Raw genomic sequence first — 15413 nt, 5'->3', positions numbered from 1 at the left:
CCCCCATGCGCTGGCACAAGCGCCTGCTGGTCGCCGGAGTCGTCGGAATCCTGTCCCTGGCCGCGTCCGCGTGCGCGGGCGGCCAGGTGCGCGGCGCCGGGGGCACCCCGCAGCCGACGGCGGATGACGGCACGGGCGCCCCGACGGCGGCCCAGGCCGAGCCGGGCGGCAAGGAGAACGACGCCACGTTCGTCTACGCGCCGAACCTGGACGTGGTGACCGACTGGGACCCGGCGTCCTCGTACTCCAACGAGATCATCGCCATGTCCAACATCTACGAGGGCCTGACCCGCTACAACGCCGAGACGAAGAAGCCGGAGCCGCGCCTGGCCACCGAGTGGTCGTCGGCGGACGACGGCAAGCAGTGGACGTTCAAGCTGCGCCAGGGCGTGAAGTTCCACACCGGCGCGCCCATGGACGCCGAGGCGGCCAAGAAGGCCATCGAACGCACGATCAAGAAGAACGCGGGCGCGGCCTACATCTGGGGGGCCGTCGACACGATCGAGGCGCCGGACGCCTCGACGCTGAAGTTCTCGCTCAAGTACGCGGCGCCGCTCGACCTGGTGGCCTCCTCCGGCTACGCGGCCTACATCTACGACACCGAGGCCGTGGACGCGGTCGCCGACGGCAAGAGCGACGCCGGGACCGGCCCGTACACGATCGACAGCTGGAGGAAGGGCCAGGAGACCGAGCTGACGCTGAAGGCGTTCGAGGACTACTGGGGCGGCTGGAAGCCCGAGCAGTACAAGAAGGTGGCCTTCCGGGTGACGCCGGAGATCACCACGGCCTGGCAGCTGCTCAAGCGGGGCGAGGTGAACTTCGTCCAGCGGCTCAACCCGCAGCTCTTCCAGCAGGCCGGGTCCACCGAGGGCGTGCAGGCGTCGCAGACGCCGTCGTTCCAGAACCTGCTGGTGCTGTTCAACACCGAGAGCGGGCCGACCAAGGACGTGCGGGTGCGGCAGGCGCTGCAGTACGCCATCGACTACGACGGCCTGGTGTCGGCGCTGAAGGGCTCCGGGCAGAAGGCGAGCGGGCTGGTGCCGCCGGGGCTGCTCGGCCACGTGTTCGGCATGGAGCCGGTGCACGACCTGTCCATGGCGCAGGAGCTGATGACGTCCGCCGGGTACGGGCCCGACAACCCCGAGCTCAAGCTGACCATGACCTACGCGCAGGGCGACGACGACCAGAAGCTGTTCGTGACGCTGCTCAGCTCGGCGCTGAAGAAGCTGAACGTGACCCTCCAGGCGCGGCCGATGGCCTGGAACGCGCAGTGGGACCTGGGCAAGAAGAAGGGCCAGGACGTGTTCGTCATGTACTGGTACCCGGACTACGCCGACCCGTACTCGTGGTTCCTCAACGTGTTCAGGAGCTCGGACAAGCCGGAGTTCAACCTGTCGTACCTGAAGGACGCCGGGATCGACGCGGCGATCGACGGGCTGCCGCGGCTCACGGCCACCGACCCGTTCGCCGCCGAGATGGCCTACGACAAGCTGCAGAAGCAGATCGTCAACGACAAGGCGGCGGTGGCCGTGCCGTACGTGCAGACCTACCAGCGGGCGCTGACGGCGGGCGTGCAGGGGTACAAGGACAACCCGGCCTATCCGAACGTGGTCTTCTTCTACGACCTGAAGCCCGCGGCCTGAGCCGTGGCCCGCTACCTGATCCGCCGGCTCGGCCAGGCGCTCCTGGTCGTGGCCGGCGTGATCGTGCTCACGTTCGTCATCATGCGGCTGGTGCCGGGCGATCCGGCGGTGGCGTACGCGGGGCCGAAGGCGACGCCGGAGCAGCTCGCGCAGGCGCGTGAGCGGTTCGGGCTGGACGAGCCGGTCTGGGTGCAGCTCGGGGCCTACGTCCGGGACCTGGTGACGGGCGACTGGGGCACCAGCCTGCGGACCCGGCAGCCGGTGCTGGACGACCTGGCGCTGGCGTTCCCGGCGAGCCTGGAGCTGGTGGGGGCCGCGCTGTTACTGGCCATCGCGGTGGGCGTCCCGGTCGGGGTGCTCGCCGCCCGCTACAAGACGAAATTTCCGGACCTGGGGGTGCGGGTGACGAGCATGCTCGCCGTCTCCGTCCCCGTCTTCTGGCTTGCCCTCGCCCTCCAGACCGTCTTCGCCAGCAACCTCGGCTGGTTCCCCGTCGCCGGCGAGTACGACGACAGCCTCAACACGACCAGCCCGCTCACCCTCTGGACCAACATCACGATCGTGGACGCGCTCATCACCGGCAACTGGCCGATCTTCACCAGCACCCTGCGCCACCTGGTGCTGCCCGCGCTCGTCGTGGCCGCCTATCCGGCCGGCGTGATCGCCCAGATGGTCCGCGCCACGCTGATCGAGGAGGCGAGCCAGGACCACGCCCGGCTGGAACGCGCGCTCGGCTTCCGCGAGACGTCCATCCTGACCCGGTTCGCGCTGCGGCCCGCGCTCAACCCGGTGCTGTCGCTGATCGCGCTCGTGTTCGCCTACGCGATCGTGAACGGGTTCCTGGTCGAGGCCGTCTTCAACTGGCCGGGCCTGGGCCGCTACGCGGTCGACTCGATCTTCTCCGGCGACACGCCGGCCATCGCGGGCGTCACGCTGCTCGTGGCGCTCGTCTACGTGCTGGCCAACCTGGTCGTCGACCTCCTCCAGGGCGTCGTCGACCCGAGGGCGAGGGCCCGGTGACCGCGCTCGTGACCCGCCGCGCCCTGCCCGGCTCCGTCGACAGGCTCGCCCTCGCGGGCGCGGCGCTCATCGTGCTCGTGGTGCTCGCCGCCCTGCTGGCGCCGTGGATCGCGCCGTACCCGGCCGACGAGGTCGATCCGGTCAACGCCCTGCTGCCGCCGTCGGGCGCGCACTGGTTCGGCACCGACCAGGTCGGCCGCGACGTGCTCACCCGGGTGCTGTACGGAGGCCGCACGTCGCTGTCGATCGCCGTGGCCGTGCTGGCGGTGTCGGCGGCCGTGGGCGTCACGCTGGGCGTGGTCGCCGGGTACGCGGGCGGCTGGGTGCGCGACGTGATCATGCGGGTCACCGACGTGTTCCTGGCCTTCCCGGCGCTGCTGCTGTCGCTGACCCTGGCCGTGGTGCTCCAGCCGAGCGTGACCACGGTCGTCGTGGCCATCGCCGTCACCTGGTGGCCCTGGTACGCGCGGCTGTCGGCCGCCACGGCCGCCTCCATCGCCAACCGCCCGTACGTGGACGCCGCCCGCTGCCTGGGCGTCCCCGCGCCGCTGGTCGTCGTCAGGCACGTGCTGCCCAACTCGCTCACGCCCGTCCTGGTCCAGCTCTCGCTCGACGCGGGCGGGGTGATCCTCACCGCGGCCGCGCTGTCGTACCTGGGGCTGGGCGCGCAGGAGCCGGTCGCCGAGTGGGGGCTGATGGTGCAGCAGGGCCAGACGCTGTTCACCACGAACTGGTGGGTCGTCACCTTCCCCGGGCTGGCGATCCTGGTGACGGCGTTCGCGTTCAACGTGCTGGGCGAGGGGCTGCGCGGCGCGCTCGACCCGCGGAGGATCGTGAAGTGATCGAGGTGCGCGACCTCCAGGTCGCCTACGGCGGGCGGGTCGTCGCCCGGGTGCCCGAGCTGGACCTGCGCGCGGGCGAGTGCGTGGCGGTCGTGGGGGAGAGCGGGTCGGGCAAGTCGACCACGCTGCTGTCGCTGCTCGGCCTCACCGAGGGAGCCGACGTCTCCGGCCACGTCAGGGTGTGCGGCGTGGACGTGCTGACGGCCACGCCGCGCGAGCTGCGCGCGATCAGGGGCGCCCGCGTGGCCCTCGTCATGCAGTCGCCGCAGGCCGCGCTCAGCCCCACCACCCGGCTGGGCGTCCTCATGCGGCGCGCGCTCCGCCTGCACGGGCTGCCGTCGGGCGAGCGCGTCCTGGCCGAGGCCGCCGAGGCGGTCATGCTCGACCCCGGCATCCTGCGCCGCTATCCGCACGAGATCTCCGGCGGCCAGGCGCAGCGGTTCGCGATCGCGCTGGCCATCGCGCTCGGCGCGGAGGCGATCCTGGCCGACGAGCCGACCAGCGCCCTGGACGTGACCGTGCAGGCCGAGGTGGTCGGCGTGCTGCGCCGGCTGCGCGAGGAACGCGGGCTGGCCCTGCTCCTCGTCTCGCACGACCTGGCCCTCGTCTCCACGATCGCCGACCGGGTGCTCGTGATGCGGGACGGCACGGTCGTGGAGAGCGGCCCCGCCGCCGAGGTGCTGTCGCGCCCGGCCCACCCCTACACCCGCGAGCTGCTGGAGGCCCTGCCATGACCCTGCTGCGGGCGGAGGACGTGACGCTCGGCTACGGCCGCACCCCGGTCGTCCACGGCGTGACGCTGGACCTCGCCGAGGGCGGCACCGGCCTGATCGGCGAGAGCGGGTCCGGCAAGACCACGCTGGCGCGCGCCTTCCTCGGCCTCCTCACCCCCATGTCCGGAAACATCTGGTACGGCACGCAGAACCTCAGGAAAGCCGACCGGAAGGCGTTCCGGGCCGACGTCCAGCCCGTCTTCCAGGCCGAGTCGCTCGACCCCCGGATGCGCGTCGGCCGCTCGATCGCCGAGGCGCTGCCCAGGTCCGGCCGCCACCGCGTCCCCGAGCTGCTGGAACAGGTCGGCCTCGCGCCGGACCTGGCCACGCGCAGGCCGCACGAGCTCTCCGGCGGCCAGCGGCAGCGGGTGGTGATCGCCAGGGCGCTCGCCGTCCGGCCCCGGCTGCTCATCCTCGACGAGCCCACCAGCGCGCTGGACGTGACCGTCCAGGCCAGGATTCTCGACCTGCTCGCCGGGCTCGACACCGAACGGCTGCTCATCACGCACAACCTGGCCGTCGTGGAGCGGCTCTGCCGGACGTCGCACGTGCTGTTCGCGGGCCGGGTGGTGGAGTCGGGCCCGACGGCCGACCTGCTCGGCCGGCCCGCGCACCCGTACACGCTGGCCCTGCGCGACGCCGTGCCGAAGCTGGGCGGGCCGCCGCCGGTGGCGCGGGGGCGGGCGGAGGCCAGGCCGGCGCCGTCGGGCTGCCCGTTCCGGCTGCGCTGCCCGCTCGCGGCGCCGCAGTGCGAGCGGGCGCCTGAGCCGCGCGAGGTGGCCGGCCGGAGGGTCGCCTGCCACCGCGCGGAGGACGTGCTCGCGGGCTCCTGAGGAGCCCGGTCACCGGGCCTGCGAGGAGGGGATCACAGGGCCTTGAGGCCCGTGATCACCTCCAGGAGGACCGTGGCGTCCGGCGCCGGGGGCGGCGACTCGACCTGGACGAGCTGCTGTTCGTGCAGGTCGCCGACCAGCACCCGGACCACCCCGATGGGCAGGTTCAGCTCGGCCGCGACGTCCACCAGCCGGGTCGGCCGGGTGCACTTCTGCAGGATGATCAGGTGCTCGGGCCCAAGGCCGGACGGCGGCGCGAGGCCGCCGGAGGTGATGATGACCGCGATGAGGTCGATGGCCTCGCTCGCGGGCACGGTGCGGCCTCGGGTCAGCAGGTAGGCCGGGACGATCGGACCGGCGTCCTCGTCCAGCCAGCGCTCGTCAGTCACCCTGCACCACCCGCATCGGACGGGCCGGCTGCCGGATGGGCTCCTCCGGCTCGTCGGGAGGATCTGTCACATGCTCTGCCGGGATCAGCACGATGGCGGTGGTCCCTCCATATGGTGAACCGCGCAACGTCACGCGGATGTCATGCCTGGCGGCCAGGCGGGAAACGACGAAAAGACCGAGCCGCTCGCTGTCGGCCAGGTCGAACTCGGGCGGGCTGGCCAGCCGTTCGTTGAGGTCGGCCAGCTCCTCGGGGGTCAGGCCGACCCCGCGGTCCTCGACGTGCACGGCGAAGCCTCGGGCGGCCACCTCGCCGCGCACCACGACCGAGGTGTGCGGCGGCGAGTAGACGGTGGCGTTCTCGATGAGCTCGGCGATCAGGTGGATGACGTCGCCGACCACGGGCCCGGCCAGCCGCTGGGCGGGCATCGGCTCGACGACGACCCTCGGGTACTCCTCCACCTCGGCGGTGGCGCCGCGGACCACGTCGAGCAGCGGGACGGGCTTGCTCCAGCCCCGGCCCGGGGTGGCGCCCGACAGGATGATCAGGCCCTCGGCGTGGCGGCGCATGCGGGTCGTCAGGTGGTCCAGGCGGAACAGGTCGTCCAGCGCCTCCGGGTCGGTCGCCCGGTGCTGCATGCCCTCCAGCTGGATGCGCTGGCGGTGCAGCAGCGCCTGGCTGCGCCTGGCCAGGTTGCGGAAGACGTGGCCGACGCCGTCGCGGAGCTGCGCCTGGCCGACGGCGGCCTCGACGGCGGTCTGCTGGACGGTGGAGAACGCCTGGCCCACGTCGTCGATCTCGACGGTGGTGCTGGTCACCGACAGCTCGGGCACCTCCACCGCCTCCCCCCTGCGCAGTTTGGCCACGACCTCGGGCAGCCGCTCCCTGGCGACCTCCAGCGCCGCCTCGCGCAGCGTGCCCAGCTCGCGCGAGAGCCGGTTGCCCATCCGCAGCGAGAACGCGATCGACACGACGATCAGCAGCAGCGCGGTGCCGGCCAGCAGCAGCGCCCGGGTGAGGACCGAGTCGGCCACCGGCTCGGACCGGGCCGACAGCGCCATGCTGGCCTTGAGCTGGGCGTCCTGGAACGACTTGGCCAGCCCTTCGGTGGTGTCGAGCCAGCCGAGCGGCGAGCCGCCCGCGATGATCTGGTCCTCCATCAGCCGCATCCGCTGGTAGTCGGGCGAGGTGATGATGGACACCTGGGCCTCGCGCAGCGCGGGGTCCAGCTCGCCGAGCGCGTGGTCGAGCAGGAAGCGCCGGTTGCCGACGATCTGGGTGAAGACCCGGCGCTCGGCGAGCGTGGTCGGGCCCAGGGCGAGGGCCTGCTCGCGGGTGAGCAGCTCCTTGGCGTAGCCGAGGTCGATGACCACGCGCGCCTGCTCGTAGATCGGGATCTCCTTGATGAACCCCACCCGGCGGTGCAGCCCGAAGAGCGAGTCCATGATCGCGTTGTACGCCTCGACCGCGCGCAGGCGGTCGGCCAGGCCCGTGTCGATCTCGCCCCTGATGGCGTCGAGCCCGTCCAGTTCGGTGTACACCGCGTCCACCTGCTTGCGGATCGCCTCCGACGTGTCCCGGGACCGGCCCGAGAGCATCCTGAATTGCTGCCTTGCCTTGTCGCTGCGGGCGCGCTGCTGGGTGAGGGCCGAACGGTCGGCCGCCCTCCCGGCGCGCAGCAGCTTCACCGAGGCGAGGCGCTCACGCTGCAACTCGGTGCCGAGCTTGTAGGCGGGGTGACGCAGGTTGGTCCAGAGCGTGGTGTACTGGCGCAGCTCCAGGCTTTCGCCCGCGGTGACGACGGTGATGACGCCCCACAGCACCACCATCGAAGCGAGCGGAACCAGCAGCAGGCCGATGATCTTCATGCGGATCGTGCGGCTACGACCCATGACACCTCACTCCGGTCGGTCCCCTGCTGGCAACCCCGGACGGGACAAGCCATGAGAATAGCAATTCGATCTCCGGAATGCCCAATTTTTCGGCACTTTTGGACACTTGGCGTTGATCATGCAGTAGGTTTCGCCAGTAGATCGGTCACAGAGGGAGAAGTGTTGCGCCGTCGTCTCGCCGCGGTCGCCGCGCTGGTGATCACACTGGCGGCCTGCTCGGCTCAGGCGCCCGTCCCGAAGGCGTCACCGGGGGAGTCGGCGTTCGTCTACGTCGAGAACACCGGCGTGATCACGGAGTGGGACCCGTCCCGGTCCTACTCCAACGAGATCATCGCCATGCAGAACATCTACGAGACCCTCACCCTGTGGAACCCGGTCACCAAGAAGACCGGCCCCCGCCTGGCCACCTCGTGGCGCTCCTCCGCCGACGGCCGCACCTGGACGTTCACGCTGCGCCAGGGCGTCACCTTCCACACCGGCAGGCCGCTGGACGCCGCCGCGGTCAAGGCGTCGATCGAGCGCACCCGGCAGCTCAAGGCCGGGGCCCACTACATCTGGGACTCCGTCGCCTCCATCCGGGCCGACGACCCGGCCACGGTCACGTTCTCGCTGCGCTACCCGGTCCCGCTGGACGTCGTGGCCTCCTCCGCCTACGCGGCCTACGTCTACGACACCCAGGCGGCCGGCGACCTGACCGCCTGGTTCGGCGCCGGCCGCGACGCCGGGACCGGGCCGTACACGGTGGCCTCCTGGCGGCGGGGCCAGGAGGAGGAGCTCACGCTGCGGTCGTACGACCGCTACTGGGGAGGCTGGGACCGGCCGCACTACCGCTCGGTCAAGTTCCGCGTGGTGCCCGAGCCCGAACGGGCCTTCCAGCTGCTGACGCGCGGCGAGGCGACGTTCGTGCACCGGCTCGCCCCGCGCCTGTACGCGCGGGCCGAGCGCACGCCGGGCCTGCGCACGGTCGAGCGGCCCTCGTTCCAGACGGCGATGATGCTCTTCAACACCGCGACCGGCCCCATGAAGGACGTGCGGGTACGGCGGGCCGTCCAGAAGGCCGTCGACTACGAGGGCGTCGTCAGGGCGTTGCGCGGCGCGGTCACGCCCGCCAGCGGCGTCGTGCCCGAAGGGCTCGTCGGCCACGTGCCCGGCCGGACGCCGCGGCAGGACCTGGCGGGCGCCACCAGGCTGCTGCGCCAGGCCGGCTACGGACCCGGCGGAAGGCCGCTGCGCCTGCTGCTCACCTACACCGAGGGCGACACCGACCAGCGGCTGCTGGCCCGCAGCCTGCGCACCACGCTCGCCCGGCTCGGCATCACGCTGCGGGTGCGCGCCCTGCCCTGGTCCCAGCAGTGGGAGCTGGGCAAGAAACGCGGCCAGGACATCCTCGTCATGTACTGGTGGCCCGACTACGCCGACGGCTACTCCTGGTTCGGCAACGTCTTCCGCAGCGCGAACCCGCCCGTCTTCAACCTGGCCTACCTCAACCACCCGGCGACCGACGCGCTGCTCGACTCGCTGCCCGAGCTCACCGTGACCGACAGGGCGACCGCCCAGCGGATGTTCGCCCGCGCCACCAAGCAGGTCCTCGACGACCAGGCCGCCGCGGCGATGCCGTGGGTGGTCAACTACCGCCGCGCCTACCTGGGCGGCGTGCAGGGCTACGACGACAACCCGGCCTACCCGGACGTCGTCTTCGTCTACGACCTGCGGCCCTCCGGCTGATCCCCGGCCCGCTCGCGCAGCCGCTGCCTGATCTCCTCCGGGGTGTAGGCGCGGCGCCGCCGCTCGGCCCGCGCGATCGCCACCCCGGTCGCGGCCACTCCCGCCATCCCGGCCAGCCCGAGTATCTTCCACCAGCGCATGTGCCTAGGCTAGCCGTGTGCTGACTCTCGACGAGGCCGTTGAGCTGACCAGGACCGGTGACCTGTGGGTCTTCCGCGGGCGCTCGGTGCCCGACCGGGCCATCCAGACGATGACCAACAGCCCGGTCAACCACGTGGGCATGGCGATCGTCATCGAGGACCTGCCGCCCATGATGTGGCACGCCGAGCTCGGCAGGTCGCTGCCCGACCTGTGGGCCGGCGGCCACCACCGGGGCGTGCAACTGCACGACCTGCGCGACGCCGTCACCGTCTGGGCCGCCCGCTACGGCCAGCGGGCCTGGCTGCGCCAGCTCGAACCGCAGGCCACCCGCGAGATGGAGGACGCGGCGCTGCGCGCGGTCGCCAGGCTCGACGGCACGCCGTTCCCCTCGACGGCCCGGCTGGCCGGGCGCTGGCTGCGCGGCCGCGTGCCCAAACTGCGCCGCCGCGAGCGCGAGCACACGCTGGAGCGCGCCTACTGCGCCGAGATCGTGGCCGTCACGTACGAGGAGATGGGGTTGCTGCCCGCGGGCCGGCGCCCCAACTGGTACGACCCCGGCCGGTTCTGGAGCGGCGACGACCTCGGGCTGCTCGGCGAGCACAAGCTCGGCAACGAGATCACCGTGGGGGTGCCCCTGCCCGCTCCCGGCTCTGGCCCCGCCTGATCGGCATGTGCTCCAGGTCGTCGAGCGTGCCCGGCGTGTCCTGGAGGAAGTCGAGCCTGATCAGGTCGTCGCCGGTGATCGCGTTCAGCAGCCAGTCGCCGCCGATGCGCAGCTTGGAACGGCCCGTGGGCGCCGTCAGCAGGTGATAGCCGCGCGTCACGAGCTGCGCGGGCGGGCCCGCCAGGTCGATCCCGAACGGCCTGGCCACCGCGTCCGCGCCGCCGAGGTCCACGACGAAGCCGATGTCGTGGTGCCGGTACTCGCGCAGCGGCCGCCCGCGCAGCGCCGCCACCACGTTGTACGCGGCCGTCGCCGCCTGCCGGTGGGCGTGCTGCGCCGTCGGGGCGCAGGGCAGGCCGGAGGCGCTGGTCAGGTCCGGCACCGCCGCCGCGTCACCCAGCCCGAACACGCCGCCGTGCCCCGGCACCACCAGGTCGGTGCCGACCACCAGCCGTCCCTTGACCGTCTCGGTGCCCAGGCTCGCCACCACCGGCCTCGGCGTCACCCCGGCGGTCCAGACGACCGTACGCGTGGGCAGCGTGGTGCCGTCGGTGAGCGCGGCCGACTCGCCCGTCAGCCGCTCCACCGTGACGCCCAGCCGCACGTCGATGCCGCGATGCCGCAGCAGCCGCATCGCGGCGGCGCCGAGCTGCTCGCCGAGCTCCGGCATCAGCTTGGGCGCGATGTCGATCAGCGTCCAGCGGACCAGCCCCGGGTCCAGGCCGGGGAAGCGGTGCAGCGCCTTGCGGGTGACGAGCTGGAGCGTCGCCGCCGTCTCGACGCCCGAGTAGCCGCCGCCCACCACCAGGAATCCGCACCGCGAGGCCCGCTCCTCGGCGTCGTGGGCGATCGCCGCCAGCTCCAGCTGGGCGATCACCTGGTCGCGCAGGTACACGGCCTCGGCCAGCGTCTTCATGCCGCGCGCGTGCTCGGACAGGCCCGGGATGTCGAACGTGCGCGTCTTGCTGCCCGGAGCCAGCACGATCACGTCGAACGGCACCCGCACGGTCTCCCCGCTGATCTTGAACACCTCGCACGTGCGGGAGTCGAGATCCACGTCCATCGCGACGCCCGGCAGCAGCTTGGCGTGACGCAGCTTGGTGTGCAGCGGCGCCACGATCGAGCGCGGCTGCAGCACCCCGGCGGCGACCTGGGGCAGCAGGGGCAGGTAGAGGCTGTAGTCCTTGGGCGTGATGAGGACGATCTCCGCCTCGCCTGGCCGCAGCCGCCGTTCGAGGAGCCTGGCACAGGCGAAGCCGCCGAATCCGCTGCCCACGATCGCGATACGTGTCACGTGAAAGGCCCTTCCGTGGACTGGGCCACGCGAACCTGCGGATACGGGAAAATCCACGCATGACGACTGTGAACGTGGCCTTGATCGGCGTGGGCAACTGCGCGTCCTCCCTCGTCCAGGGGGTGGAGTACTACCGCGACGGTGACGCCCCCGGCCTGCGGAACCCGATCTGCGCCGGCTACGCCGTCTCCCAGGTGCGCTTCACGGCCGCCTTCGACGCCGACCCCGGCAAGATCGGCCTCGACCTGTCCGAGGCGATCTGGGCGGCGCCCAACAACGCGCGCAAGTTCGCCGACGTGCCCTGCCTCGGCGTCGAGGTGGCCGCCCCGCACGAGGCCGCGGAACGGCTGCGCGGCGCCCACGTCGCGGTCAGCTTCCTGCCGGCCGGCGCCCAGCGCGAGAGCGAGATGTACGCGGAGGCGGCCCTCGCGGCCGGCTGCGCCTACGTCAACTGCATGCCCGCCGTGCTCGCCCGCTCGCCCGAGTGGGCCGCCCGGTTCGCCGCCGCCGGGCTGCCGCTGGTCGGCGACGACCTGAAGAGCTCCTTCGGCGCCACGCTGGTGCACCGCGCGCTCGTCGACGCCCTCACCTCGGGAGGGGTACGGCTCGGCGACGGCTACCAGCTGCTCGGCGGCGGCAACATGGACTTCCTCAACCTGCTCGACCCCGTGAGCATGCAGACCAAGCGGGCCACCAAGGTCGCGGGCGCGGGCACCGCCGCCCACGTCGGCGCCGACTACATCCCGTTCCTGGAGGACCGCAAGGTCGCCTACATCCGCCTCGAAGGCGAGGGGTTCGGCGGGTCGCCGCTGGAGGTCGAGGTGCGCATGAGCGTCGAGGACTCGCCCAGCGCCGCGGGCAACACGCTGGACGCCGTCCGCCACGCCAAGGCCGCCCTGGACCGGGGCGTCGGCGGCGTCCTCGGCGAGGTCTCACGCGAGCTGATGAAGGCGCCCGCCTGATCAACTCGCCCGGCTCGCCCGCGTGATTATGCTCGGACGTTGTGGACATCCGCGTGCTCGGCCCGGTGGAGGTGCGGGACGGCGGCGGTTCGGGGGTGCCGCTGGGGGGAGCCCAGCAGAGGTGCGTCGCCGGGCTGCTCGCCGCGCACCTCGGCGGCTACGTGTCCGTGGAGCGGCTGAGCGAGGCCCTGTGGGACGACGAACCGCCCAAGACCGCCAAGACCATCGTGCAGGGGCACGTGTCCCAGCTCCGCAAGGCCGCCGGTGACCTGATCGACAGCGGCGCGGCCGGCTACGCGCTGGCCGTGCCCGCCGACCGGGTCGACCTCGGCCGGTTCCGCCGCCTGGCCGCCGAAGGGCGCGCCGCCGCCCGGCCCGCCGACGCCGCCCGCGCCTGGTCGCGGGCCCTGGACGAGTGGCGCGGCCAGCCGCTCCAGGGCATCGGCGGCGTCTGGGTCGACCAGCGGGTGCGCGGGCCGCTGCTGGAGGAGCGGTGGGCGCTGCTGGAGGAGTACGCCGCCGCGCTGGCCGAGCTGGGCCGCCACCACGAGGTGCCGGTCGTGCTGCGGGAGCTGCGGCACGAGCAGCCGTTCCGCGAACGGCCGCACGAGCTGGCCATGGTCGCGCTGTGGCACGGCGGGCGCGCGCCGGAGGCGCTGGAGCTGTTCCGGGAGGTCCGGCGGCTGTTCGCGCACGAGCTGGGCGTGGACCCCGGGCCCCGCCTGCGCGACCTGCACGCGAGCATCCTGTCCGGCGCCCCGCCGCCGTCGGCCGGGCGCGTGGTGCTGACGACCGGCCACCCGCAGACGACGTCGCCCGGTTCGCGCGCGCCCGGTTCGACTGCGCCTGGCTCGCCCGCGTCCAGCTCGTCCGCGTCTGGTTCGCCCGCTCCGGCGGGCGGGCGGGTGGTGCCGAGGCAGCTCCCCATGGAGACCGCCGGGTTCGCCGGCCGCCGGGCCGAGCTCGACCGGCTCTGCGCGCTGCTCCGCGAGCGCCAGATCGTACTCGTCACCGGGGCCGCCGGGGCCGGGAAGTCGGCGCTGGCCGTGCGGGCCGGGCACCGGCTGGCGGCCGAGTTCCCCGACGGGCAGCTCCACGTCGACCTCAACGGCTACGGCCAGGGCGACCCGGTGCCCCCCGAACGCGCGCTCACCCGCTGCCTGCGGGCGCTCGGCGTCGGCTCCGTCCCCGCGGGCGCGACCGAACAGGCCGACCTCTACCGCTCTCTCACGGCAGGCCGGCGGCTGCTCGTCGTCCTCGACAACGCCGCGAACGCCGGCCAGGTGCGCCCCCTGCTGCCGGGCGGCACCGGCTGCGCCGTGATCGTCACCAGCCGCGACAGCCTGCGCGGCCTGGTCGCCCTGGAGGGCGCCCGCAGCCTGACGCTCGGCACGCTCACCCCCGTCGAGGCCCGCGACCTGCTCGCCGACGTGGCCGGGCCCGACCGGATCGGCGCCGAGCCCGGGGCGGTCGCCGAGATGGCCGGGCTCTGCGGCCACCTGCCGCTCGCCCTGCGCATCGCGGGCGCCAACCTCGCCGCCCGGCCCGGCCTCGGCGTCGAGAGCTACACCGCGGAGCTGCGCGCCGACCGGTGGCGCACGCTCAGCGTCGAAGGCGACCCGCGGGCGGCCGTCGCCACCGCCTTCGGCCGCTCGTACGCCTCGCTCGCCCCCGACGCCGCGCTGCTGTTCCGCCGGTTCGGGCTGGCGCCGGGCTGCGACTTCACCGTGGCCACCGCGTCCCGGCTCGCCGGCGCCGACGCCGCCACGGCCACGCGCCTGCTGGGCGCGCTCGCCTCCGCCCACCTCATCGAGGAGCACGCGCCCGGCCGCTTCCGCCTGCACGACCTGATCCACCTGTACGCGCGCGAGCGGCGGCAGCCGGACGACGAGCCCGCCCGCACCCGCCTGCACGCCTACTACCTGCACACGGCGCGGGCCGCCGCCGCCCTCCTCGCGCCCGCCAACGAGCTGCTGCCGCTCAGCGCCGACGACCCGCCGCTCGACGCCGAGCCGCTCGACGACCCCGCCCGGGCCCGCGCCTGGCTCGACGCCGAACAGCACAACCTGCTCGCCGTCCTCGACCAGGCGATCCAGCTCGGCGCGCACCGGATGCTGTGGCGGCTGATCGAGGTGCTGCGCGCGTTCATGAACGGGCGCGTCCACCTGGAGGTGATCCTCTCCCTGGCCCGCGCCGGGCTGCGCGCCGCCGAACAGGCCGGCGACACCGCCGGGCAGGGCAGCATGCACCACACGCTGGGCAACGCCCGGCTCGTGCTCAACGACCCGCACGCCGCCATCGCCCACTACGAGCGCGCCTCGGCCCACTACGAGGACATCGGCTGGACGCCCGGCGTGCTCATGACGCTGACCAACCTGGCCACGGCGGGCACCAGCCGCGGCGACCTCGCCGGCAGCACCCGCCACTACGAGCGCGTCATCCGCGTCTGGGAGAAGCTCGAACCGTCGGCCAAACTGGCCGCCACCCTGGAGAACCACGCCCTCGCCCTGCTGTGGCAGGGACGGGCCGGGGAGGCGCTGGAGCAGCAGCGGCGCGCCATCGACCTGTTCCGGGAGCTCGGCGGCAGCCGGTCGTGGCGCGGGCGCGCGTACGCGATCCTGGGGGACGTGCACCTGGCGCTCGGCGACCTGGGCGCGGCCGAGGAGGCGTTCGGGGTGGCGCTCGGCGGCGAGCCGGAGTTCGGCTCGCGCTTCCGGGAGGCGGCGGCCTACGGCAGCGTCGCCATGACCCACTACCTGCGCGGCGACGTCGGCGCCGCCGTGGAGCACGCGCGCCGGGCCGTCGAGGCCACGCGCGGCAGGGGGGTCGCGGGCGAGCACGACGAGGCGCTGTCCACGCTGGCCTGGGTGGACGAGACCGCGGACCTCGACGGGAGGTGCGCGCTCCTGGAGCGGGTGGTCGCCTCCTACGCCGAGCGGGGGGCGCACCCGTACCCCAAGGCCCGCGCCCACCTCCTGCTGGCGACGATGCGGCAGCGCGCGGGGACCTCCGGGGAGGCCGCCCGGCGCGTTTCCGAGGCGCTCGCGCTCGCCCGCGCGCACGGGCTGCGGCGGCTGGAAGGGCAGGCGCTCACGGTGTCGGCCCGCCTCCCGGAGGGGGCGGCCGGAGACGCGCTGCGGGCCGCCGAGCTGCACCGGGAGCTCGGCCACCGGCTCGACGAGGCCGACGCCATGCTGGCGGCGGGCGCCTGCCTCCTCCGCGGCGGCCGCCCCCCC

The 15413-nt window shown here is 73.5% G+C and carries 13 protein-coding genes; 9 read left to right on the top strand and 4 right to left on the bottom strand.

What is annotated here, in order from left to right:
• The first annotated feature begins 5 nt into the window (after nucleotides 1–5).
• From KME80_RS31930 to KME80_RS31910, 5 genes are read left to right on the top strand one after another with little or no spacing between them, the layout of a single operon-like run.
• Nucleotides 6–1643: an ABC transporter substrate-binding protein gene (locus KME80_RS31930; protein ID WP_219510214.1), complete on the top strand. Its 1638-nt coding sequence runs from the start codon at nucleotides 6–8 to the stop codon at nucleotides 1641–1643.
• A gap of 3 nt (nucleotides 1644–1646) precedes the next feature.
• Complete coding sequence (locus KME80_RS31925) at nucleotides 1647–2663, top strand: ABC transporter permease (RefSeq protein ID WP_219510213.1); 1017 nt, start codon at nucleotides 1647–1649, stop codon at nucleotides 2661–2663.
• Entirely contained in the window at nucleotides 2660–3505 is an 846-nt protein-coding gene (locus KME80_RS31920) for an ABC transporter permease (protein ID WP_219510212.1), read from the top strand. Before KME80_RS31925 ends, KME80_RS31920 begins: the two co-directional genes overlap by 4 nt.
• Nucleotides 3502–4239, top strand: a complete 738-nt coding sequence (locus KME80_RS31915; protein WP_219510211.1) for an ATP-binding cassette domain-containing protein — start codon at nucleotides 3502–3504, stop codon at nucleotides 4237–4239. The genes KME80_RS31920 and KME80_RS31915 overlap by 4 nt, the downstream gene beginning before the upstream one ends.
• Nucleotides 4236–5111, top strand: a complete 876-nt coding sequence (locus tag KME80_RS31910) for an ABC transporter ATP-binding protein (protein WP_219510210.1) — start codon at nucleotides 4236–4238, stop codon at nucleotides 5109–5111. The genes KME80_RS31915 and KME80_RS31910 overlap by 4 nt, the downstream gene beginning before the upstream one ends.
• A gap of 32 nt (nucleotides 5112–5143) precedes the next feature.
• Here KME80_RS31910 and KME80_RS31905 read toward each other — a convergent pair whose 3' ends face one another.
• Both KME80_RS31905 and KME80_RS31900 read right to left on the bottom strand, forming a co-directional pair.
• Entirely contained in the window at nucleotides 5144–5500 is a 357-nt protein-coding gene (locus KME80_RS31905) for a DUF742 domain-containing protein (protein WP_219510209.1), read from the bottom strand.
• The gene (locus tag KME80_RS31900; RefSeq protein ID WP_219510208.1) at nucleotides 5493–7367 is read right to left on the bottom strand and encodes a sensor histidine kinase; all 1875 of its coding nucleotides are present in this window, start codon (nucleotides 7365–7367) and stop codon (nucleotides 5493–5495) included. Before KME80_RS31900 ends, KME80_RS31905 begins: the two co-directional genes overlap by 8 nt.
• A gap of 186 nt (nucleotides 7368–7553) precedes the next feature.
• Between KME80_RS31900 and KME80_RS31895 the strand changes: the two genes are divergently transcribed.
• Nucleotides 7554–9116 carry an ABC transporter substrate-binding protein gene (locus KME80_RS31895; protein WP_246646100.1) on the top strand — a complete coding sequence of 521 codons (1563 nt, stop codon included), beginning with the start codon at nucleotides 7554–7556 and terminating at the stop codon, nucleotides 9114–9116.
• Here KME80_RS31895 and KME80_RS31890 read toward each other — a convergent pair.
• Nucleotides 9092–9256, bottom strand: coding sequence for a hypothetical protein (locus KME80_RS31890; RefSeq protein ID WP_219510205.1), 165 nt, complete (start codon nucleotides 9254–9256; stop codon nucleotides 9092–9094). The genes KME80_RS31895 and KME80_RS31890 overlap by 25 nt on opposite strands.
• A gap of 20 nt (nucleotides 9257–9276) precedes the next feature.
• Here KME80_RS31890 and KME80_RS31885 point away from each other — a divergent pair, with 20 nt between their 5' ends.
• On the top strand, nucleotides 9277–9921 hold the full coding sequence (locus KME80_RS31885) for a hypothetical protein (protein WP_219510251.1): 645 nt from the start codon (nucleotides 9277–9279) through the stop codon (nucleotides 9919–9921).
• Here the strand turns inward: KME80_RS31885 and KME80_RS31880 are convergent.
• The gene (locus tag KME80_RS31880; RefSeq protein WP_219510204.1) at nucleotides 9875–11215 is read right to left on the bottom strand and encodes an NAD(P)/FAD-dependent oxidoreductase; all 1341 of its coding nucleotides are present in this window, start codon (nucleotides 11213–11215) and stop codon (nucleotides 9875–9877) included. The two genes, KME80_RS31885 and KME80_RS31880, sit on opposite strands and share 47 nt — an antisense overlap.
• Nucleotides 11216–11274: 59 nt before the next feature.
• Between KME80_RS31880 and KME80_RS31875 the strand changes: the two genes are divergently transcribed.
• Both KME80_RS31875 and KME80_RS31870 read left to right on the top strand, forming a co-directional pair.
• Nucleotides 11275–12177, top strand: a complete 903-nt coding sequence (locus KME80_RS31875) for an inositol-3-phosphate synthase (RefSeq protein ID WP_219510203.1) — start codon at nucleotides 11275–11277, stop codon at nucleotides 12175–12177.
• Between the two features lie 41 nt (nucleotides 12178–12218).
• Nucleotides 12219–15413, top strand: a 3195-nt coding sequence (locus KME80_RS31870; RefSeq protein ID WP_219510202.1) for an AfsR/SARP family transcriptional regulator, incomplete at its 3' end; no start/stop codon positions are given.

The sequence above is a fragment of the Nonomuraea ceibae genome, from assembly GCF_019396325.1.
Classification (GTDB): Bacteria; Actinomycetota; Actinomycetes; order Streptosporangiales; family Streptosporangiaceae; genus Nonomuraea; species Nonomuraea ceibae.
Note: the sequence above shows the minus strand (reverse complement) of the source record. Positions and strands in the feature narration are given on the sequence as shown.